Consider the following 21,298-nt stretch of genomic DNA (forward strand, 5'->3'; position numbering starts at 1 on the left):
AATATATCATAAACATTTTAATTTTTCAATAACATTTCTTTTGTATCATGATATTTCTTATACGCAACTTATTCGGAAGAACATTTACATGTTTTTAATATTTAAGTTTTTCTGTTTTTCCAAATTCCCTTTCGACAAAATAGCCTGACAGCCAAATGGCAAAAAGAATTCCAATCATCCCTAAAAGCATGGCTGCCATATCTGCCATCAATAACTTAGAATTTATAATTTCTGCAAAGCTATAGTGAAGCCTTACAAACCACAAGATAAGACTAAGAGAGGAACCTAATAATCCAAAAAACAATGTATTTACAGCTGTACCTAAAATTTGCTGAGAAATAATAATGCGCTGCTGTTTAAACTGATTCATTGTCATTTTAACATCTTGTTCTACAACTTCAGATAAGCTAGCAACGAGTGCCATGGCCGCTTCGGCTACTGCTCCCAACATGGATATAACCATCACGACAATTGCGACGTTCGAAAAATTTAAACCAATAGCTAATGATAATTCTTCTAGCTCCTCGGTATCCTCAATAGCAAAGCCTTGAAGATTACCCAAATGCTGAACGAGAACAGCAACTAAAAAGAGAGAGAAAACAACTATTAAGCTTGTCTTGAAAGAGATATTTGTCACCATATTATCATCCGAAGACATATAAATGGCGACCGCTAAAATTAAAATAGAAACAATGCCTAATAAGATAAAAGTGTTCATGCCCCAAGCCATCATCGTTATCATAGCAAAAATTAAAACAAAGTTTATAGCCAAGCCAAAAAGATTCCGTAAACCTTCCATCCCCGAAACTAGGATAAGCAGGAGAGTCAAAATAATAAAGAGAACAAGCAAACTATTCATTTATCATTTCCTTTCTTAGGGCAAAACTGGTAACCACTGCGGTAATGGGAACAGCTAGAACAATACCGATAGCCGATATTATTGTCTGTAAAAGCCCCAGATTAAGTGCCGTTCCGGCAATGTAATTCCATGTGTTTCCATTTTTCAACAAGAGTAAGGTCATAGGAAAAGTTTCTGCCATGAAGATCATAAACAAAACATTCGTTAATGTTCCAATGATTTCTTTTCCAATCTCCATTCCTGATTTAATGTAATCTTTTTGCGTCATGTTTATGGCATTCACTTGATTTTGACGGTAAAGACCAAATAAACCAGCAACGATGTCGCCTGTACCATCCATAATGGCACCCAGTACACTTATTATTGCTCCCACAAAGAAAAAGAGCGTAGGATTTTGGGTTACATAATTCATGTTTTCAAAATGTACACCTGAATCTCCCGTAATCTTTAGAACAGAAACTGTGAGTAAAAAGGTTAGTACACTTGTCAAAATAGTCGTTAATAAAGTAAAGAACATCTGTCGGGTAAAACCAAGGACAAAACCTAATGAACTTACTGCAAAGACAAGAGCGAGGCATGAAAAAGTAATCAAAGCATTAACAGAAGCAAAATGAATATCAAATGCCAAAGCGAGAACAAAATAAAGAAGATTCAGCAAGAGCGAGGCAAACAGAAAGAGGGAGGCACGCCAACGAATAAAACTCAACATTAATCCTACAAAGAGGACAGCAAGACTCACAATAATAGCATCCCGCTTTTGCCCTACAATCTGCATTGTGCCCACACTTTTGCGTAAAAGAATTTTTTGATTTTGACGATAGAGCTGTCCCGTGACTTGGGACTGATTGGTAGTATTTTTCAACTGCAAAACCTTATCTTTTTGCTGAGTGTTAAGCAGCCTTACTGTAAGATTTTGCTGGATTTCTATATCTTTATTGCCGAAATTATCATTTAAGTTCGTCTTCTCAACTGTCTTTGCTTCTTCAATAATAGCTAAGGGCTCATGATAAAAACGGGCGTTATTATCCATAATAACAAAAGCTGCCACTGCAACCAAGCAGGGCAGAATTATTTTTTTCAAAAAGAATTTAATCATTATTTTTTACCACAGTCAAGACAACAAAATAGCCTAATAAATAAATCACAGCAAAGCTGATGATTAAACCTAAGGGGAATTTTGTCTTTGGCTGACTTTGAGAAATAGAGAATCCAAAAGAAGCTTGCTCACTATTCGGAAGCTTAATCAAATGAGGATAATCTAGATTTTCTGTGTTAGTCATCAATGCCACAGTAACAGGAACTTTCTGGATGTTTTGAACACGCATACGGTAATTTCCTGCTGCCATCTCTGTTTTCAAAACGGTCATAGCTTCTTCCGCAAGTATGGCCTGTTCTCCGACTTTTTTCCATTCATTTCCTTCTTTTTTCTCAATAATTAACTTCATTTCCATATTTGCATAGGAATTAAAATCAATTTGGTTTGCAGAAGTCGTTAAATCAAAAGGCTGAGAAATGCTCTCTCCGGCAGGTAGCTCAATGCTTCCCTTGCTATAGCCAAAATGATTCACAGAATGCTGTTGAGCATTAACTACAATTTTTTGTTTAGGTTGTGCTTGCATCAAAGTGAGCATCAGTCCCAGTGATAAAAGGGCCAGCACTGGATAAACCACTCTCAAAATTTTACTCTTCCCTTTTTCCGGTTTGAAGCTTGTTTTTTCAGAAAAGATTTTATCAAAACTAAGAGCAGCTGCAAGTATTACCAAAGCAAAAGTCATAAACTGATAACGGGGCTTAACTTCCCATAGTAACGTATGAAAAAGAGTAATACCCATCGTCGTCAAAATAGCTAAAGAAAAAGTAGATATTTCTTCTTCTTTCGATTTCCAAAGTCGGCAGACGATAGCTAAGAGGAACACAGCCATAAGAGCTTTAGCATAGGTTGAAATAAAGATATTAATAGCACCGATATTATCAATCAACCACCCTGGGCCTTTGGTCCAGTTAAAGTAACCAGAGAAGAGTTGATAATCCGTCGCAGTTGCAAAAGTTCCGCAGGACCAGAGCTGGCCAAATTTTGCTATAAATAGGACGGGAATCATCCAAGGCTCTTTACCTAAATGAGCCAATCTTTCCTTTATTCCTGCAATATTTGCCTCTTTTGCAGTCTCAAAGCCAAAATGATTCAGTGTATAATCACGATCCACAGGCGTCCATTCCCCCATGGATTCCGTATTTAGTCCTTCATAAATCCAATTTACCGTCGGAAAAACATCTGGTCCTTTTAAATCATACTGCATAGCACTAGCTAAGCCTAGTGTTACTCCCATTGCTAGAATAATACCTATCACTGAGGCAAGGATTAATTTACTAATAGACAGCCATAGTTTTTTATATTTCTTGCGCTGGTTGAAAGCCACCAAGCCAAGGATACCTAACGCAATCAGAATAATAATTACATTTGGACGGGCCAAATAAGCGACGGTAAACAAAACTACCGTACTAATAAACTGCCATGGCCCAAAGGATTCTGTTTTCTGTAATTTATCAAAACGAAGCGCAATAATGAGTAAAACTAAAATTGCAAAACCATCTGAATAACCTACTCTTAGTAGAAAGTCATAGTTCATAGGAAGAATCACCATGATTAAGGCCACAAAGGCCGCAAGGGATTCTCTTTTCTTCCAAAGAAAATGAACCAGCAAAATCCAAATACTTGTATTGATAAGGATATTGAAGCTATAAAAAATTAAATAATAAGAAACATTTAACAGTTGAGCCAGTTTCATGAAGCCTACATTTAGAGCAACTAAAGGTAAGAGATTGGGATATTGTCGAATCCATACATCCCAAATCATATCTCCTTGCATAATCCGTGTAGCTTGTGCTTGAATATGCCATGGATCACCAAAAACCATCAGATGTACCTGAGTGACAGAAACAATCTGAATGAGAATAAAAATCGCAAAAAAGGCGAAAATAAATATTTTCAAGCCTTTTTTATTCATTTTATGAAATTTTTGATAGGCAAAACGGAGAATGAAAAAGAGCAAACCAGCCAGTAAGAATACAGAAATTGGTTCAACAAAACCAGCATCTGTAAAAGGCTGTATAGTCATGATGAACAATGCTGCTGCAAAAAGCCAGAGCAAAATACGATACATGCTTTTATTCAGAAATTCCATTTTTCCTCCTAGAGCGATTAATAAAATCAACCAAGCCCATTGTTGCCAAAACAAGCATTATTGGCGCAAAGTTATAAAGGTAGCGTGAATTTGCTTCCCAAAGCAAGAGGAACCCTGTTTGGCCCACCATCGATAGTCCAATAATAAACCACTCTGTCTTATGTTTCTTAAAGACTCCTAAGAAAATCTCATACCACATAAGTGGGACGATAGCCAACCAATAAAGCGTTTGTGCTGCTTTAAGTAATAGCCAGCCTGTAATGTTACCTTCTTCTGGGGCAAAACTCGTCCAGTCAAAATAGCGGAAAACAAAAGGATTAGAATGACGATAGGTGTAAAAGAAGCCACTAAGGTCCCCGTTAAACCATGTATACATTATCTTACGCCATAGCTGTAATAGAGTACCTGATACACCAGCCTCACGTAGATTGTCTACAAAGCGACGCGTAATTCCCTCTTTCTTAGATTCAACATCTGTAAATGACTGTGAATAAGCTAAAACATCCGGGTTAAATCCTCCATATTTATTGATGGGATCAAAGGACATCGTTACCCAGTGAATCAATGGCAAGTTATAACGATCATTCGCTTCTGCTGAAAAGGCGGGTTCATTCGCAATAACTGCCTTAACTCCTTGATGTACTCCAACAAAGAGGATAGCTGCAATAGGCAAGAGAATGACAAGCTTTTTCCATTTACGGTTAAGTAAGAGGAAGCAAAAAACGGCAACCATCGGAATAAAGACCGTAGGTTTTATACTATATCCTAAAAAGACAACTAAGCATGCCGCAATCCACCAAGCAATCATCTTGCTTGTTTTCTCTGATTTAAGGGCATAAACCATAAAGAGTAAGCCGAAGATAACAAAAGGTAATGAGGCTGTATCTGTGTAAAGTTGAGCACCATAGATATAAAATGGAACAAAACCAAAGGCAACCAAATTATAAATTAAAGCCATCTTAATATTCGAAATCTTTTTAATCAATAAAGATCCCGCTAATACAGATAAACTCGTAAAGACGGCCGCCACCACTGTAGTGGCTAAAATTTTAGACACATAGCTTGTAAATGGAGCAAAGATTGTATTATAAACAATGCCAAAGAATTGATTGTTTGGATAGCGTAAGAAATACAATAATTCATCTTCTGTCATTGGGAGATTTGTAAATGGACGACCATTTAATTGCATACTGTTTCTAAAGATGACGAAGAAATCCCAATCATGCGCACTGTCTGGAACATGTATCAGAAAGAAAAAAGGCACAAGCAAAACTGCCAGCCCTAAAACCCACATTGACATTTTATAGTAATGCTGGATTTTATTTTCTGTAAGTGTATCCATTTTCTTGACTGAGCGATAGACAAAAATCATATAGCCAGCTGCGATAAACATACAGATATTTCCTAGAATAAAAGCTGTGATATACTTTTCACTCCAAGCGGGTGTTTCCATGACGACATAAATATTTGTTCCCAGCCAAATGAGGCCAAAGAGAAGAGACCAAAAGATCTTACACTTTCGTGGATCTTTTAAGTGTTGATGTAGTGTATTCAACATTATTTTCCTTTAAAACATTTTGTAAAAGCTGATTGGATTTGCCCAATACAACAAAGTGATATTCCTTGCCAACATAGATAAAACGTACTGTTCTGGGTGTAACTTTAACCGAGCTCATGTAAGTCATATCTATTTTAAGCATTCCTAAACGAAAATCGCGAGAAAAGTGCAAAGCATCTTCTGCTGCAAAAAAGCGACGTTGTCTAACTAAAAAGTAGAAAGCAAAGACCAGAAATATGAGGATTGCTATTTGAAACCAATTTATCCGAAGATTATTTTCATAGTAAAGTACTTGTTGGAAAGAAAGGAGAATCACCCACCATATCCAAGCTATTTTATAAACATTTGTTAAAGGCTGAAAATATCCAGATTTCATAAAATTTTACTTTCCTTTCTCAACTTTTTTATCCGTAGAAGATGAGGTTTTGGTGTTTGCTTTTTCTTTATCTTTTGCTGCAGCAGCTGCGGCTTCTTCTTGAGCTTTTTTCGCTGCCAATACGGGATCCCTAAAGAGATTTACAGAAGATACCCCTTGGTTTTCCGAAAGAAGCGATGTAGAACGTGCCTTCAGAACTTCTTGTTCCTTTTTCAGACGTTCTCTCGTTGAAGTTACATTGTAACTATAGTTGCCTGGTTGTACCGGCTCAAATCCAGGTGGAGTATAGAAACGAAGAAGATCTTCTGTATTGAAAGTATCTGACATATCGAGCATTTTATTAACTTTTTCTTGAATATTATCAACATATTTCTGCTGGCTCTCGGTCAGCTTCAAGACTTCACCTGTTTTAGTATCATGATAAACAGAGCTTGTTGCACTTGATTTAGTAATGGTTGGCGTAACAAAACCACGGTTTCTTAGAGCGACAAATTTTTCACGATTTGGGGCAAATATATCTTGACCAAATTGAATAAAATCCTTAGTGGAAATCCCTAATAAGTGCTCCAAAGTTGGCATGACATCAATCTCACCGACATACTCATCATTGATATGGCCTGTTGTTTGCCCTGGTATATCAATCATAAATGGTGTACGTTGCATCATTGTGTTATCATACTCGGTCCAGTCTTCTGCCTTTTTACCGACGAATGGCGCATAATATTTTGTATCTGAACCAGAAATACCATAGTGATCTCCATAAAGAACGATTATGGATTTTTCATAAAGACCTGATTTTTTCAAATAATCAAAGAAGTCTTTAACTGAGGAATCTAAATAATTTGCGGTTAAGAAATAATTATCAACCACAGAGTTACCTGAACCTCCTGCCAAGAGTTTCGGATTCATCTCATAGTCTTCAAGTCCTGTGTAAGGTGTGTGGTTAGTAACGGTCAAATATTTAGCATAGAAGGGCTGTTGCAACTGTTCAAGATAAGGGATAGAATCAGCAAAGAAGTACTTGTCTTTTACACCCCAAGCTGTTGAATTCGTGGAAGTGAGATTAAAGAAAGATTGATCAAAGAAATTTTGATATCCCATATTACGGTAAACATTATTACGGCTATAGAAAGAGCCAACATTACCGTGAAATACTGCACTAGAATAGCCTTCCTTTTGATCCAAAATGGCTGGCATAGCTTGGAAAGTTTGTGTACTTCCTAAACTTGAGAAAAGTGAGCCCGATGACAAACCAAAAGTGGAAGTTTCCAGCATGGTCTCTGCATCTGATGTCTTACCTTGCCCCACTTGGTTAAAGAAGTTAGAGAAAGAATAGACAGAAGGATTATTGTTATAGAGAGAATTTAAGAAAGGAGTTACTTCTTCTCCATTTACCTTCATGTTGATGACATCCTGCTGCAAAGATTCGAGGTGAATAACGATCACATTACGGTTTTTCGCTATGCCAAACATCTGAGCATTTGGTGCAAGATAGCGATCTTTTTGGATGTATTTTTGAACTTTAGTAAAATCCGTTTTTGAAGCCATAGCTCGTGTTTCATTTGAGACATGAGTATACCAACTGTTTGTGGCTAACCAAGGGCCAAGGCCTAAATAACGGACCACATACGTCGCATCATACTGCGCTTGGCGAGAAACTAAGCGATGCTCCGTTAAATCTGCCATCCAAAAATTCAGTCCAAAAATCATAACGGAAATACTGAAAACCTTGAAAGCAAACAAGTTAGTTGGGCGACGCTCATCCATCCTAATCTTTTTAGTAAGAAAAAGAACAAGGATGACTACAAGATCAAGCCAAAAAATGATATCAATCCATGAAACAGCGATAGCTCCAAGGTCAAAGCCTTTTCCAACCATGCCTGCTCCACCTGTTAACGTGTTCAAGGTAAGAAAATCCGAAAATTCACGGTAATAAAGAATATTACCATAAACCAGTAGATTTCCAATCAGGTTCATCAAGAGCATACCGAGATAAAAAAGTTGTTTTCTTTTAACAAACAATATTAAACTAAAGAAAATTGCCGTGAAGCCAATTGGATTGACGATGACTAATAAATAATCCGCAAGTTTCGAAGAGTTCAAACCATTAAAGACAGCAAAATAAGCAATCATGGTTTTAACCCAAATGAAGAAGGTCGACCAGCAGACTAGCCCTAGTCGTGTATTAAAGCTTTTGAATAATTTTTTCAAGGTTAACCTCAATTTGTTTTTCCTTTGCACAAGAATAGTTTCCTTTTTTTTACACTGGGAATAATTCTACCAAATAAGCCTTGAGCTAAGCTTAAGCTTTTTGTAGCATATTTTGATATTCTTTTAAAGTTTATCGTCTAATCGAACAGAAATGACTTTAGAGACCCCTGCATCTGCCATTGTCACACCGTACATAGTACCGGCCGCCGCCATTGTACCACGACGATGAGTGACCACAATAAACTGATTAGAATTATCGAAATGATTCATATAGTCTCCAAAGCGTTTAACGTTCGCTTCATCAAGAGCTGCTTCTACCTCATCAAGAACAACAAACGGAACCGTTCTTACCCGCAGTATTGCAAAAATCAAGGCCAAAGCTGTCAAAGCTTTTTCTCCACCAGACATCAAGTTTAGACTGGCCAGTTTTTTTCCTGGAGGCTGAACCTTAATTTCTACCCCTGCTTCAAGCAGGTTTGTGCTGGTCAATTCTAGATTTGCTTCCCCTCCAGCAAACATTTGTGAAAAAGTCAGCTGGAAGCTTTCTCTGATCTGTTCAAAAGTTGTTTTAAAGCGTATCTCAACCTCTTCATTCATCTCTTGAATGGTGCCTTGAAGCATCTCTTTTGCTTCTAAAAGATCGTCTCTCTGCCCACTTAAAAATGTATGACGCGTATTCACTTCTTCAAATTGGCTAATTGCATCTAAATTAATAGGCCCTAAAGCACGTATTTGTCGTTCAAGTTGGCTAAGCTGATGCTCTGATTCTGACAAGTTTTCAAGAACTTTAGCCTCACTCCTTGCTTGGTCAAAACTCATCTCATATTCTGTAAACAAGGTGTTTTGACGATTACGCAAGAGTTTCTCTGACTGTTCAATTCTCACTTCCAGACGTGCTTTTTGATTATTAAGTGTCTGATTTTGTTCAAGTAATTCACGATTTTGTTCTTCAAGTTCTTCCATTTGAGCTTGTAAATCATCTCGCTCAAAACGTAAACTTACGAGCTTCACGTTACTTTCTTGAAGTTTAATTTCAGTTTCTTCCAGCTGGTTGGCGTATTGATCACGACTTTTCTCATCAATTTGAGTTGATGCTATAGCTTCAAGTTTTCCTCTCTCAGCCTCAATAGCTGAACATTCTTCAGCTAGTCGATCTAAATCTGCTTGTACAAAGCGCAACTCATTCTTCAAATTAGAAAGAGCCATTTTTGTCTCATGGAAAGCGTTACTCTTCTGATTTTTAAGCACGTTAAAGCTCTCGCTATTGGATTTTACTTCTTCTAGCTGAGCATCCAATGCTTGCTTTTCTTCTGAAATTTGCATTAATTCAAGGGAAATCTTCTCATTTTCTTTTGTCAGATTTTGTAGTTCTTGTTGAGCATCTGGTTTTTCTGCTACCTCAACCAAAGCTTGCAAATCTGACTGACGTTCTGTGAGCTGCTTAATTTGCAATTGCAACGCTTGCTCGGAAAGTCGTCTTTCTTGGATTTCAGAGCGCAAAATTTCCATTTGCTCATTCAGAACTCGTCTTGCCCCTTGTTGTTTATACAACTTTTCTTCAAATTTCTTTAGCTTGCTTTCAGCTATAGAAATTGTTTCAGTTAAATGTTCAATTTCAGTACTTGTAAATGTCGTACTGTTCCGCTTAGCTGCTCCTCCAGAATATGAACCACCCGGATTAATTTGAGTCCCATCCAATGTGACAATACGGATATTGTAGTTCATTGCCCGAGCGATCTGACTTGCATGTTCTGCAGTGTCTACAATTGCTGTCGTTGATAACAAACTAGACATTGCTCTTTGTAAACGCGGTTCAAACTTCACCAGATTTAGAGCAGTATCAATGAAGCCCTCCATGTTCACCAAGCGCCCATAATCTCTTATCTCGCGTGGCTTAATTGTTGTTAAAGGTAAGAAAGTCGCACGACCTAAACGCTTTTCCCGTAGATAGGAAATAGCTGCTTTTGCTGCCTTTTCATCTTCAACAATAATATTTTGACTTCCACCGCCTAAAGCAATATCAATTGCTGTTGTATATTTTTTATCAAAAGTTAGAAGATCAGCAACAACGCCAACTATCCCCCCCAACTGTTGACTTTGAGTCATCACAGCGCGCACTCCTTGAAAAAGATTACTGTGACTATCTCTTATGTTCTCCATACTCGCAAGATCAGCTTTATAGCGGCTCAGCTGTTGCATCTGATCGTACATGACATTTTGCCCTTGACGTTCATTTTCAGCATATTGAGCTTCTGTAGCTGTTTTTTCTTCCAGTTCTTTTTCTAAGAGCTGCATAGTTTGAGTGGACTCAGTCAATGCTTTTTCAGCATTCATTAGCTCTACTGTTATAGCTTGGAGCTTTTCTGAGTTTTCTCGAGCACTTTCATTGGTCTCTGTGAGCCGATGCGAGATATTTTCGTGTTCTGCTTTATTTTTTGTTAAGTTATTAGATAACTCTGCCTCATGATGGACAAGTTTTAAATAATCTTCTCGAAGACGTTCAGATAAACTTTCTGGACTTTCAGAAAAACGTGAAAGTTCTGTTTCTAATTTTAGAAGCTGTTTCTGTGTTTTGGCTTCATTTTCGATAAGTTGAGTTTTTTTATTGCCAACTTCTTCGCTTTTTTGTCTTGCTGCAAGCAACTTCGCCCCCAGCTCATCGATACGCGCTTGACGCTCTGTTGCTGTTTTTTCTGAAGAAGACTTTTGCAAATCAAAAACTTCAATTTTATGTTGAAGATCCGCTTTTAGCTCCGTGAGTGTTAAACTGTTTTGCTGAAGTTTTTCTTGCTCATTCTCTACTTTTAGACGTGTTCTTTTAAGGCTTACAACTTCTTCTTCATAGTCTTTTTGTTGAAGTTTTAGCTCCTCCAATTTTGACTCAGTTATTTCCAAGTCTTGCTTTGCTTTCTCGTATTTTTCTTTTTCATCTAGGAGCTGGGCTATCAGCACAGAAAGAGCAAGTTCTGAGCGTTCGGCTTCTAAAGTCTGAAAACGAAGTGCCACATCGCGCTGTGCACGCAATGGTGTCAACTGTCCATTAAGTTCAAAAATAATATCTTCTAAACGATCAAGGTTATCTTGCGTTGTTTTTAATTTACTTTCTGTTTCCGTTCTGCGGGTTTTATACTTGAGTACACCTGCGGCTTCTTCAAATATAGCACGACGTTCCTCAGCTTTGGAATTAAAGACAGATTCAATACGGCCTTGCGAAATAATAGAAAGTGAATCTCTTCCTAAACCTGTATCTGTAAAGAGTTCATGGATATCTTTCAAGCGACATTTTCGCCCATTGATTAAAAACTCAGAATCTCCGTTACGGTACAAACGACGCGTGATAGATACTTCTTTTTCATCTTCATGCCCCGTAAGATACTGATCAGAATTATCAAATGTTACAATGACCTCTGTATAATTTAATGGTTTTCTTTTAGCTGTTCCAGAAAAAATAACATCGGGCATTTTACCACCACGAAGTGACTTAGCTGATTGCTCACCTAGGACCCATCGAAGTGCTTCGACAATGTTTGATTTACCAGAGCCATTGGGCCCTACAACTGCTGTCACGCCTTGATCAAATTCAATTTTTGTACGGTCGGCAAAAGACTTGAAGCCGACTATTTCCATTTTCTTAAGATACATGAATTTGACCTTTTATTGCATTTTCTGCCGCTTTTTGTTCAGCGACTTTTTTTGATTTTCCATGTCCACGCCCCAGTTCTTTGCCATTATTATAAACTGCCGCAACAAACTCACGCGCATGGGCTGGACCAGTTTCTTCCAAGATTTTATACTCGATAAGTGTCTCTCCATCCATTTGCAAGACTTCTTGCAAGTTAGTCTTATAATCAATGACTTTAAAATAGTCATCTGCTTTTACATGAGGGATAACGACGCGGTCGATGAAATGCCTTACTTCTTCCATCCCTGAATCCAAGAAAAGAGCGCCCAAAAAAGCTTCAAATAAGTTTTCTAAGTTCGTATCACGATTTCGTCCACCAGTTTTTTCCTCACCGTTACCTAACAGTAAAAACCGACCAAATTCACATTGCCGCGAGAAGTTAGCTAAAGATTCTGTACGTACAATACTTGAACGCATCTTCGATAATTCACCTTCAAGTTTATCTGGGTAAGTACGATAAAGATATTCTGAGATGATTAAAGACAGAGCGACGTCTCCCAAAAACTCCAAACGTTCATTGTTTGCAACCTTTGGGAGGCGTTCTTCATTCGTATAGCTCGAGTGAGTAAAAGCTATTTTTAACAGTTCTTCGTCGGCAAATTTTATACCAAATTCATTTTTAAGCTTAGTTTGAAGCTCAAACATAAATAATCCTCCTAATTTTATTATTAACTTAGTTATTATACCAAATTTTTGTATCTTTTTGGTGTAAACCGCAAAGGAAAAGAGTCTGCTGCTGCAAACTCTCTCATAAGCTATCCATACGTGCCAGCACAAAAGCCAGTACAAAACAAAGTCCTAAAGGTAAGGCAACTACCATCACATATAAATTGACCATTGAAGCAAGGATATAAAAGCTTCCAATCACTAATTGATAAAGTTGCCAAAGCCCCCCAGTTGGTCTATCCATACGAATAAAGGCGATCCAATTCACAATCATGATAGATATGATAACGACAAGGAGCAACGCAAAAAGTTTCAATAGAAAAATTCCACTGTGTCCCGCAACAGACAGAGTCAACTCTAAACCTTTTGCCTCCCAGTTAATTATGAATCGAATAAAGGCAAATATCATTAATACAGCAATAAGGGTCGTAAAAACACTCCCAATTAAGGCACAAATTTTCGCTCGTTTCATCTTTTCTCCGTTGTTTTGATGATTATATTTTATAACTATAAGCTTAAATTAACACTAAAAGCAACACCTTGTATTCAAAACAAAAAATCATAACAAAAGTTATGATTTTTGAAAACTTAAATATTATTTAAGTGCTTGAGCAGCTGTAATAATAGCAAGTTTATAAACATCTTCCTCATTACTTCCACGAGAAAGGTCAGAGATTGGTGCATTCAAGCCTTGCAAGATTGGACCGATTGCTTCAAAGTTCCCCAAACGTTGAGCAATTTTGTAACCAATATTTCCTGATTGGATATCTGGGAAAATAAATACGTTTGAACGGCCAGCAACTGAACTATCTGGTGATTTTTGACGGGCTACAGCAGGAGAGAAGGCTGCATCAAACTGAAGTTCTCCATCCACATCAAGTTCTGGATGTGCTTCTTTGACCAAAGCTGTTGCTTCAACTACTTTAGTTACATCGTCTGACTTACCTGAACCTTTAGTAGAGAATGATAACATCGCCACTTTTGGATCAATATCAAAGAGTTTAGCTGTTTCTGCAGAAGCGACAGCAATATCTGCCAAAGTAGGTGCATCTGGGTCAATATTAATAGCACAGTCAGCAAAGATATATTTTTCGTTATCATCACGTCCGCGAACCATAATAAAGGCCCCAGATACAGATTTTACACCTGGCTTAGTTTTAATAATTTGGAGAGCAGGACGTACTGTTTCTGCAGTAGAGTGAATTGCTCCTGAAACCATACCGTCAGCAATACCCATATGAACAAGCATTGTTCCAAAATAGTTTGGATCTTTCAAGATTTCACGCGCTTGTTCTTCACTTACTTTCCCTTTGCGACGCTCAACAAAAATCTCTACCATTTTATCGAAACGTTCACAGTTCAATGGGTCATAGATTTGGAAACCGTCTGGATTAATACCACGTGAAATCAAAGTTCCTGTTACTTCCGAGATATTCCCGATAAATACAGGTGTGACTAATTTATCTGCGTAAAGACGGTTAGCTGCGCCAAGGACACGAGCATCTGTTCCTTCTGGAAAGACGATTTGTAGGCCTTTTCCAGAGATTTTTTGTTTGAGCGATTCAAAGAGTTCCATAATTTTTCCTTTTACTATTTTTAGAATTTCAATAATGATTATATCACAAACGCACAAAAAATTGTATCCTCATGTAAACGTTTTTTTCTATATTGTGTTTGTGAAGGATAAAATCCTATTTGTCTCTCCATACATAAAGAACAATTACTGATAATAAAAAAAAGCAATACGCATTGCTTTTAACACTTCGTTTATTCTCCGTGAAGAATGCTGGCTATTTTCGTTGTCAAGATATCCACACCAACAGTATTGGATACACCTTCAGGAATAATAACATCAGCATAACGCTTTGTTGGTTCAATAAATTGATGATACATTGGTTTAACAGCATCCATGTATTGCGTAATTACTGAATCCAAAGTGCGCCCTCGTTCTTCGATATCACGACGAATACGTCTTAAGATACGCACATCATCGTCCGTATCAACAAAAACTTTGATATCCATTAAGTTACGCAGTTTTTCATTTTCTAGAACCAAGATTCCTTCGACAATCAAAACATCCACAGGTTCTTGACGATAAGTTTTTTCGCTTCGTGTGTGATTAGCATAATCATAAGTTGGAATGTCAACAGCACGACCATTTTGCAACTCCTTCAGTTGAGCGATGAGATAGTCTGTATCAAAAGCGAGGGGATGATCATAGTTGGTTTTTGTGCGTTCTTCAAATGTGAGTTGTGATTGATCTTTATAGTAACTGTCATGCTCAATCATGGCGATGTTTTCATCTTTAAACATAGACAAAATAGCCTGAGATACACTGGTTTTCCCGCTGGCTGAGCCACCTGTTACACCGATAATCAATGGTTTTTTCAAAATTACTTCTCCATACTTTAAATATCCATAATTTTTTCATGGACATTATGTTATTCTATATATTCTATCATAAAAGCCAACGAGCTTCATCTATGAAATTATTTCTAAATTTGGTTTTTAATGAGTTTTATTAAAAAATTTGCTATAATAGACTTAATAATTTTCAGATTGGAAAAGGGGTGTACAATGCTTAAACTTGGAATTGTTGGTACAGGATGGATTAGTGGATCATTTGTAGAAGCTGCCTACCTTACAAAAAAATATAGTCTTGAAGCTGTTTATTCGCGTAATCTCGAAAGTGCAGTATCATTTACTGAGGACTTCGACGATGTGGAGCTTTATGATAGTTTAGATGATTTCTTCAAACATGATTTGGATATCATCTACATTGCTAGTCCTAATGCTATACATTTTGAGCAAGCAAAAGCAGCTATTTTAGCTGGAAAAAATGTGATTGTTGAGAAGCCTGCCTTTTCTAATCCACAAGAGTTAGCTGAAATTATTACATTAGCAGATAAGCATAAAGTTCTCTTTTTCGAAGCTGCGCGTAATATTCATGAAAAAGCTTTTGAAACAATTAATCTCTTCTTAGCAGATAAAAAAATAGTTGGGGCAGATTTTACTTATTCAAAATATTCTTCAAAAATGCCTGCACTCCTAGCTGGAAAAATCCCGAATAAATTCAACAGTAAATTCTCTGGTGGTTTACTTGCCGACTTAGGTGTTTACTTACTCTACGCAGCTGTTTACTGGTTTGATAAACCACAATCTGCCTGCTATGATGCAGTCATCTTACCGAGTGGCGTAGATTTATCTGGTGTTGGTAGCTTAAACTATGGTGACTTTAAAGTTGCAATAAAATGTGCGGGGAATTTGAATAGCTACCTCACAAGTGAAATTTATACAGATGAAGGAACACTGATTTTGGACGGCGTGAATGCCATTACTTCTGCTAAATTTATTCGATTTGATGGCAGCAAAGAAGTGATTAAGATTACACCTCCAAAACATTCACTTTATGATGAAGCACTTCATTTTGCGGAAATCATTGAAACAATTTCTACTCCTGCAGCCTATTCGCTCTATAAAGACTTACATCACTTGGCTCAAGATGTCTCTGAAACAAGCTACATGATGCGCCAAAGTGCGGGTATCGTCTTTGAAGCAGATAAAAAATAATAATATTGGCTCCTTACAAAAGGAGTCGTTCTGATCCCTTAGTTAAATTGGATATAACCCGGACCTCCTAAGTCTGAATCGCCAGTTCGAACCTGGCAGGGATCATCAAACAAAAAAATCTCTCTTTAAGCAAGAGAGATTTTTTTAATAATCTAAGTAAGGAGAATATGGGATTCGAACCCACGCATGGTTTTACCCACCTATACACTTTCCAAGCGTACCTCTTCAGCCTCTTGAGTAATTCTCCAAATAAAAGCAGTTCTGCTTTCAAAATATATTATACCATAGAGTCATACAGAAATGCGACTCTAGATATATAATAATAAAAAACTCTCCCATTTACATGGAAGAGTAGGAGTTTTATGAAAAAAATTTTATTGGAATAAATGTATTATACTGTTTCTTTCTTAAAGTTAGCTCAAGCCAAAATGAAATGAAACAAAACTACTATTTATTAAATCAAACCCGCATCCTTCAGCAAATCTTCTAGATAGCTTCCTTTTAGTTTCTTCAAGCCAAATTTCAAAGATTCTTTTTTGAGGAGTGGTAGGTCTGCGTCTAATAATTTTTTCCGATCTGATAAATAATAAACAGAGCTTGCTAAAGTTCGCAAGTCATACGCTGAGGCGAACACTTCGGGGACACCACGTTCCACATTTAAAAATTGGTAGACAGCTTCCATAGCTGTACGTACTGAGTATTCTGTTGTAAATACTGTATCTCTTTCTGTTTCAGCAAAATTCCCAATAAAGGCCAAGTTAACTGAATTTTCAGGAATAACTTGCGGACGGTCCCCAGGTTCACGTAGCATGAAGTAAGAAGTAATAAACGGCATATAAACGGGAATTGTGTGCGTGTTTTCCTTAACAAAAGTTTGGATTTCTTCTTCAGGCATTCCCAAATGATAAAGAAGCTCTTGCGTGATTTCTTCACCTGTACACTCTTCGATAGGCTTCTTAATATAATTCCCGGGAGTCTTCGACAAGAGTCCATAAACCCAGGTTACAGTTTCATTATCTTTTTGTTCTTTAAAATGTGGTTGACGGTGTGTAGCGAAACTCATCAACCAGTTAGAATCCTTAATTGTGATGATTCCTCCAGTAACTACTTTTCCTGTTCGCAAGTCACGGTGTGTAAGTTTTTTTAAATATGGTTGTATTTTAAGATTTTTCCAAGTTACCGTTGCTGAAACAAACCAGCTTTCATCGGGGATAGTGTCGCAGAAAACTTCTGGTCTACCAAATTCTTGAGATTGTGCTGCAAGATTCTTCCACAATTTCCAAGCCCCACCCAGATCTTTATTAACAGGTGCCGCTTCGGTTGGACTACCTTGTGTTGAACTTTCAGTAATCGAACCGTTTGTGACAAAGACTAAATCATCTTCTGAGAGTTCTTGTGTCTTACCATCTGCGAATATAATTTTCTTGGCTACTTTTTTATTATTAGAAAAATCAACTTCAATATTTTCTACTTGTGCTTCGTATTGGAAAATCACTCCTTGATTTTTTAGAAATGAAAGTAATGGTTTTACTAAAGATTCGTATTGATTATATTTTGTAAATTTCAAGGCTGTAAAGTCTGGAAGCCCTTTGATATGATGGATAAAGCGCATGATGTAACGACGCATTTCAATAGCTGAATGCCATTTTTCAAAAGCAAACATTGAACACCAGTAAAGCCAAAAGTTTGATTCAAAAAATTCTTCACCAAAGACATCCTCTATTTTTTTTCCTACCAAAGTTTCTTCTTTAGCCATGAAAAGTTTGACAATTTCATCCTGAGCTTGTCTGCTTAGAGTAAATTTACCATCATCAGCCACTCGTTCTCCACGATTTTCGATAAGTCGGCAGTTTGATGAATTAGGATCATCAATATCTAAATAATAGAATTCATCCAACACTGAAGCATCTTCCACTTCTAAGCTTGGTATAGATCGAAAAAGATCCCATAGACATTCAAAATGATTTTCCATCTCACGACCGCCCCGAGTGACAAAGCCATCATGAGGAATAAAAGATCCATCCAAAGAACCGCCAGAAAGAGAGAGCTCCTCTAGAATATGAATTCTATTTCCTGCCACCTGACCGTCTCGGATAAGGAAGACCGCAGCAGCTAGTCCAGCAAGGCCTGCACCTACAATATAAGCAGACTTCTTATCTGCATTTTGGGGTTTTCTAGGTCGAACAAAAGCCTCATAGTTTCCATTTGTGTAACGCATAATTCTATTCTCCTTTTCTAATTATTCTTTATAATTTAATTATAATCCTAATATATAACGTTTTCAAATTTGCTCAGCTCATTTTAGACACCTTGTACTTTTTTGAATAAAAAAAGCTAGAAATCACTCTGCTTTCTTTATTAAATTATTTCAACAGAGTTTGGTCTTTATCCCTCTGTGCTTTTTTGAACTGATTCAACTCTTTACATTTTTGTCTCTTTCTACTTAACAGATGATGTCTTAAAAATTTATAAAAAAAGCGTCCATAAGGACGTCTTTTTAGTGTGCTACGGGATTACTTGCAATAATTTCCATATTGCCTTTGAGTTCCCATTTATCAATACCTGTTGGAAGTATAAAGTGATCACCTTTTGCTAACGGGTAAACCTTATCTGCAACGATGAGTTCTCCTTCACCATCAAGAATTGACACTAGCATATAATCGGCAGTTGCTTCAAAAGCTTGTGTACCGTGGATTGACCATTTGTAAACATCAAAGAACTCTGATTTTACTAAAGTTGTCAAGTCTGCGTTATCTTCTTTAACAACTTTGACTTTATTTTCCGGTGTTTGGTCACCTGGAATGTGGAGTACGTCGATAGACTGCTGAATATGCAGCTCACGAAGATTTCCTTGATCATCTTTACGATCAAAATCATATACACGATATGTTGTATCACTTGATTGTTGAGTTTCAAGGATAACAATCCCTGCCCCGATAGCGTGCATCGTTCCAGCTGGCACATGGAAGAAGTCCCCAGCTTTCACTTTTACTTTGCGAAGCAAATGATCCCAGTCACCAGATTGGATCATTTCTGCAAGTTCTTCTCGTGATTTAGCATTGTGGCCATAGATGATTTCAGAACCTTCTTCTGCTGAGATGATATACCAGCATTCAGTTTTTCCGAGTTCACCCTCATGCTTCATTCCGTATTCATCATTCGGATGAACTTGAACAGAGAGCCAATCGTTGGCATCCAAAATTTTTGTCAAAAGTGGAAATACTTTTTCTTCAGTATTACCAAAAAGTTCACGGTGTTGGTTAAAAATCTTATCTAACTTTTCCCCAGCAAACTGTCCGTTTTTTATTGTTGATACCCCATGTGGATGAGCCGAAATCGCCCAGTATTCTCCAATTTTATCAGAAGGCAAATCATAGCCAAAAGATTTGAGATGATCGCCACCCCAGAGTTTCTCTTGCAATACAGAATCTAAAAATAATGGTTCTATTGACATTTTTTCTCCTCATTCGTCTAATAATACTTCGTTAATTATAGCACAAAAGCCCTTTATTTTGCCTAACGAAATGATTTTTTTCCTTACTCTTGCCCAAGATTTTAATATTTAAAATTAAAGTTCCGTAAGGTGTTTGGTATTTGAAAGACGATGAGGGAAAGGAGGAGTAATAAAGTAATGATAAGTAATAGTTCCCAGATCATTAAAATAAAGGCAGGATGAACACCCTCTATATGTAACTTGTCAGCTATTCTATCCATCAAGTGTTGTTTCATATTTATCGTATATCAGACAGATTATTGTTCACTTCATGTCTATAGTTTTGATCAAACTCGTCTACTTCAATATAAATATAAGCCTTTTTATCAGGGATTTCTTGTCGTATTTCTCGCTCTATATCATTAATAATTTCATAACTTTGTGCTTCAAATTGAGACGGAATATCAATTTTTGCTGCAATCATAATTTCGGTCGGACCGATATGGATTGTTTTTATATCGATCAACTTCTTCACTGTCTCACGGACAAAAACACGAGTAATTTTTTCCAAATCAGAAGCAGTAACACTTTCACCAACAATTAAACTATAAAACTCACGTACCAAGTAGATTGCAGCCCCCATGAGTAAGATTCCAATCAAAATACCTGACATGGCATCATAGAAAGGATTACCGGTCACAAAGGTTAAAATTGTACCTCCAAGCGCTAAAAGTAAGCCAATAATAGCACAAAAATCTTCTGCAAAGATAACTAAAATCTCACTATGACGGCTCTCGTGTAAGAAACGAAACAGTGGTAATTTCTCCGTGTTGAGCTCTTTTATTTCTTTAAAAGCAATGCGAAGTGAACTTCCCTCAATGAGCATACCAAAGAGTAAAATAATAATTAGGATAAGTGGATTATTGACTTCATGTGCTGGGTGAACCAACTTATCATAAGCTTCCATGACACCAATTACACCACCACCAAAGAAAAGAAAAGTTGCAACGAGCATACTGAAAAAATATTTAGCACGTGCTTCACCAAAAGGATGCACTTGGCTTTGTGCTCTTTTAGCTCTTTTATCTCCGAAGAGTAGCAAAATTTGATTTCCACAATCGACTAAGCTGTGAATGCTCTCGTTTAACATGGCCGCACTGCCACTGAGAGAATAGCCAATAAATTTGCTGATAGCCACGAGAACATTGGCACCTAGAGCGGCAATTACGGAGCTCATCCCTCCGGTATTATTTTTTGCTGTCATACTCACTCCTTTATTAATAAATGTATTTTTATTAGATTATAGCATAGTATAACTATTTTTTCAGATTTTCTAATAAAAAAATAAGTCCCCAAAATTGGAAGACTTAATTTTTTATTAATATTCTGGTTTATCCAAATTACGGAGAAGTTCGTCGATTTTTGAACCATATTCGACAGATTCATCTTTGGCAAACTTCAAATCTGGGATACGATACATAGTCATACGTTGTGCTAACTCACGCTTAACAAGTCCTGTAGCTTTTTCCAGACCTTTTTTAGCTTTTTCATTGTCACTGGCAAGATTTGAAAGCAAGCTATAATAAACAGTAGCTTGGCTTAAATCACCTGTCACTTGAACATCGGTAATATTCACATCTTGAACGCGTGGGTCGCGAATCTTATGACGTAAAATATCATTAATTTCACGTTGGATTTCGACCGCCACACGGTCACTACGAAAGGAAGTGCCCATACTCATTCTCCTTTTTTTATTTTTTT

17 protein-coding genes and 2 tRNA genes are annotated in these 21,298 nt (G+C 37.1%); 2 read left to right on the plus strand and 17 right to left on the minus strand.

Features of this window, described 5'->3' with window-relative positions:
- Window positions 1–94 precede the first annotated feature (94 nt).
- The 11 genes from I6G50_RS04895 to udk form a co-directional block, all read right to left on the minus strand.
- A complete protein-coding gene (locus I6G50_RS04895) occupies window positions 95–859 on the minus strand; it encodes a YibE/F family protein (protein ID WP_197909352.1) in 765 nt (254 codons plus the stop codon).
- On the minus strand, window positions 852–1,955 hold the full coding sequence (locus I6G50_RS04900) for a YibE/F family protein (RefSeq protein ID WP_197909353.1): 1,104 nt from the start codon (window positions 1,953–1,955) through the stop codon (window positions 852–854). Before I6G50_RS04900 ends, I6G50_RS04895 begins: the two co-directional genes overlap by 8 nt.
- A complete protein-coding gene (locus I6G50_RS04905) occupies window positions 1,948–4,041 on the minus strand; it encodes a hypothetical protein (RefSeq protein ID WP_197909354.1) in 2,094 nt (697 codons plus the stop codon). The genes I6G50_RS04900 and I6G50_RS04905 overlap by 8 nt, the downstream gene beginning before the upstream one ends.
- The gene (locus I6G50_RS04910) at window positions 4,025–5,599 is read right to left on the minus strand and encodes an ArnT family glycosyltransferase (protein WP_081166428.1); all 1,575 of its coding nucleotides are present in this window, start codon (window positions 5,597–5,599) and stop codon (window positions 4,025–4,027) included. The genes I6G50_RS04905 and I6G50_RS04910 overlap by 17 nt, the downstream gene beginning before the upstream one ends.
- Window positions 5,553–5,975: an EbsA family protein gene (locus I6G50_RS04915; protein WP_003135530.1), complete on the minus strand. Its 423-nt coding sequence runs from the start codon at window positions 5,973–5,975 to the stop codon at window positions 5,553–5,555. Before I6G50_RS04915 ends, I6G50_RS04910 begins: the two co-directional genes overlap by 47 nt.
- A 6-nt stretch (window positions 5,976–5,981) precedes the next feature.
- Window positions 5,982–8,216 carry an LTA synthase family protein gene (locus tag I6G50_RS04920; protein ID WP_197909355.1) on the minus strand — a complete coding sequence of 745 codons (2,235 nt, stop codon included), beginning with the start codon at window positions 8,214–8,216 and terminating at the stop codon, window positions 5,982–5,984.
- A 93-nt stretch (window positions 8,217–8,309) separates the two neighbouring features.
- The gene (smc, locus tag I6G50_RS04925; RefSeq protein ID WP_197909356.1) at window positions 8,310–11,828 is read right to left on the minus strand and encodes a chromosome segregation protein SMC; all 3,519 of its coding nucleotides are present in this window, start codon (window positions 11,826–11,828) and stop codon (window positions 8,310–8,312) included.
- Window positions 11,818–12,513 (minus strand): ribonuclease III, encoded by a 696-nt coding sequence (rnc, locus tag I6G50_RS04930; RefSeq protein WP_003135535.1) that lies wholly within the window; start codon window positions 12,511–12,513, stop codon window positions 11,818–11,820. Before rnc ends, smc begins: the two co-directional genes overlap by 11 nt.
- Before the next feature lie 103 nt (window positions 12,514–12,616).
- A complete protein-coding gene (locus tag I6G50_RS04935; RefSeq protein WP_197909357.1) occupies window positions 12,617–13,006 on the minus strand; it encodes a hypothetical protein in 390 nt (129 codons plus the stop codon).
- Window positions 13,007–13,129: 123 nt separating this feature from the next.
- A complete protein-coding gene (gene pta, locus I6G50_RS04940; protein WP_197909358.1) occupies window positions 13,130–14,110 on the minus strand; it encodes a phosphate acetyltransferase in 981 nt (326 codons plus the stop codon).
- A 191-nt stretch (window positions 14,111–14,301) separates the two neighbouring features.
- Entirely contained in the window at window positions 14,302–14,925 is a 624-nt protein-coding gene (udk, locus tag I6G50_RS04945; RefSeq protein WP_003135541.1) for a uridine kinase, read from the minus strand.
- Window positions 14,926–15,111: 186 nt separating this feature from the next.
- On the opposite strand from udk, the gene I6G50_RS04950 reads away from it, so the two are divergent.
- Window positions 15,112–16,104: a Gfo/Idh/MocA family protein gene (locus I6G50_RS04950; protein ID WP_197909359.1), complete on the plus strand. Its 993-nt coding sequence runs from the start codon at window positions 15,112–15,114 to the stop codon at window positions 16,102–16,104.
- Window positions 16,105–16,136: 32 nt separating this feature from the next.
- Window positions 16,137–16,209, plus strand: a tRNA-Arg gene (locus tag I6G50_RS04955).
- Window positions 16,210–16,263: 54 nt separating this feature from the next.
- On the opposite strand, the gene I6G50_RS04960 is transcribed toward I6G50_RS04955, so the two are convergent.
- The 6 genes from I6G50_RS04960 to rbfA all read right to left on the minus strand — a co-directional run bounded on the left by I6G50_RS04960 (window position 16,264) and on the right by rbfA (window position 21,272).
- Window positions 16,264–16,351, minus strand: a tRNA-Ser gene (locus tag I6G50_RS04960).
- Window positions 16,352–16,558: 207 nt separating this feature from the next.
- Entirely contained in the window at window positions 16,559–18,322 is a 1,764-nt protein-coding gene (locus tag I6G50_RS04965; RefSeq protein ID WP_197909360.1) for an oleate hydratase, read from the minus strand.
- 279 nt (window positions 18,323–18,601) lie between these two features.
- A complete protein-coding gene (manA, locus tag I6G50_RS04970) occupies window positions 18,602–19,558 on the minus strand; it encodes a mannose-6-phosphate isomerase, class I (protein WP_197909361.1) in 957 nt (318 codons plus the stop codon).
- Between the two features lie 101 nt (window positions 19,559–19,659).
- Window positions 19,660–19,833: a hypothetical protein gene (locus I6G50_RS04975; RefSeq protein ID WP_197909436.1), complete on the minus strand. Its 174-nt coding sequence runs from the start codon at window positions 19,831–19,833 to the stop codon at window positions 19,660–19,662.
- A gap of 2 nt (window positions 19,834–19,835) precedes the next feature.
- The gene (locus I6G50_RS04980) at window positions 19,836–20,801 is read right to left on the minus strand and encodes a cation diffusion facilitator family transporter (protein WP_081166404.1); all 966 of its coding nucleotides are present in this window, start codon (window positions 20,799–20,801) and stop codon (window positions 19,836–19,838) included.
- A gap of 114 nt (window positions 20,802–20,915) precedes the next feature.
- A complete protein-coding gene (gene rbfA / locus I6G50_RS04985) occupies window positions 20,916–21,272 on the minus strand; it encodes a 30S ribosome-binding factor RbfA (RefSeq protein ID WP_003135548.1) in 357 nt (118 codons plus the stop codon).
- Window positions 21,273–21,298 lie beyond the last annotated feature (26 nt).

It is taken from the genome of Lactococcus garvieae, from assembly GCF_016027715.1.
Taxonomy (GTDB): Bacteria; Bacillota; Bacilli; order Lactobacillales; family Streptococcaceae; genus Lactococcus; species Lactococcus garvieae_A.

Excerpts from the sequence above, each read along its gene's own strand:
- I6G50_RS04895 (WP_197909352.1), bottom strand. The coding sequence starts at position 859 with ATGAATAGTTTGCTTGTTCTCTTTATTATTTTGACTCTCCTGCTTATC.
- I6G50_RS04900 (WP_197909353.1), bottom strand. The coding sequence starts at position 1,955 with ATGATTAAATTCTTTTTGAAAAAAATAATTCTGCCCTGCTTGGTTGCA.
- I6G50_RS04905 (WP_197909354.1), bottom strand. The coding sequence starts at position 4,041 with ATGGAATTTCTGAATAAAAGCATGTATCGTATTTTGCTCTGGCTTTTT.
- I6G50_RS04910 (WP_081166428.1), bottom strand. The coding sequence starts at position 5,599 with ATGTTGAATACACTACATCAACACTTAAAAGATCCACGAAAGTGTAAG.
- I6G50_RS04915 (WP_003135530.1), bottom strand. The coding sequence starts at position 5,975 with ATGAAATCTGGATATTTTCAGCCTTTAACAAATGTTTATAAAATAGCT.
- smc (WP_197909356.1), bottom strand. The coding sequence starts at position 11,828 with ATGTATCTTAAGAAAATGGAAATAGTCGGCTTCAAGTCTTTTGCCGAC.
- rnc (WP_003135535.1), bottom strand. The coding sequence starts at position 12,513 with ATGTTTGAGCTTCAAACTAAGCTTAAAAATGAATTTGGTATAAAATTT.
- I6G50_RS04935 (WP_197909357.1), bottom strand. The coding sequence starts at position 13,006 with ATGAAACGAGCGAAAATTTGTGCCTTAATTGGGAGTGTTTTTACGACC.
- pta (WP_197909358.1), bottom strand. The coding sequence starts at position 14,110 with ATGGAACTCTTTGAATCGCTCAAACAAAAAATCTCTGGAAAAGGCCTA.
- I6G50_RS04950 (WP_197909359.1), top strand. The coding sequence starts at position 15,112 with ATGCTTAAACTTGGAATTGTTGGTACAGGATGGATTAGTGGATCATTT.
- I6G50_RS04965 (WP_197909360.1), bottom strand. The coding sequence starts at position 18,322 with ATGCGTTACACAAATGGAAACTATGAGGCTTTTGTTCGACCTAGAAAA.
- manA (WP_197909361.1), bottom strand. The coding sequence starts at position 19,558 with ATGTCAATAGAACCATTATTTTTAGATTCTGTATTGCAAGAGAAACTC.
- I6G50_RS04975 (WP_197909436.1), bottom strand. The coding sequence starts at position 19,833 with ATGAAACAACACTTGATGGATAGAATAGCTGACAAGTTACATATAGAG.
- I6G50_RS04980 (WP_081166404.1), bottom strand. The coding sequence starts at position 20,801 with ATGACAGCAAAAAATAATACCGGAGGGATGAGCTCCGTAATTGCCGCT.
- rbfA (WP_003135548.1), bottom strand. The coding sequence starts at position 21,272 with ATGGGCACTTCCTTTCGTAGTGACCGTGTGGCGGTCGAAATCCAACGT.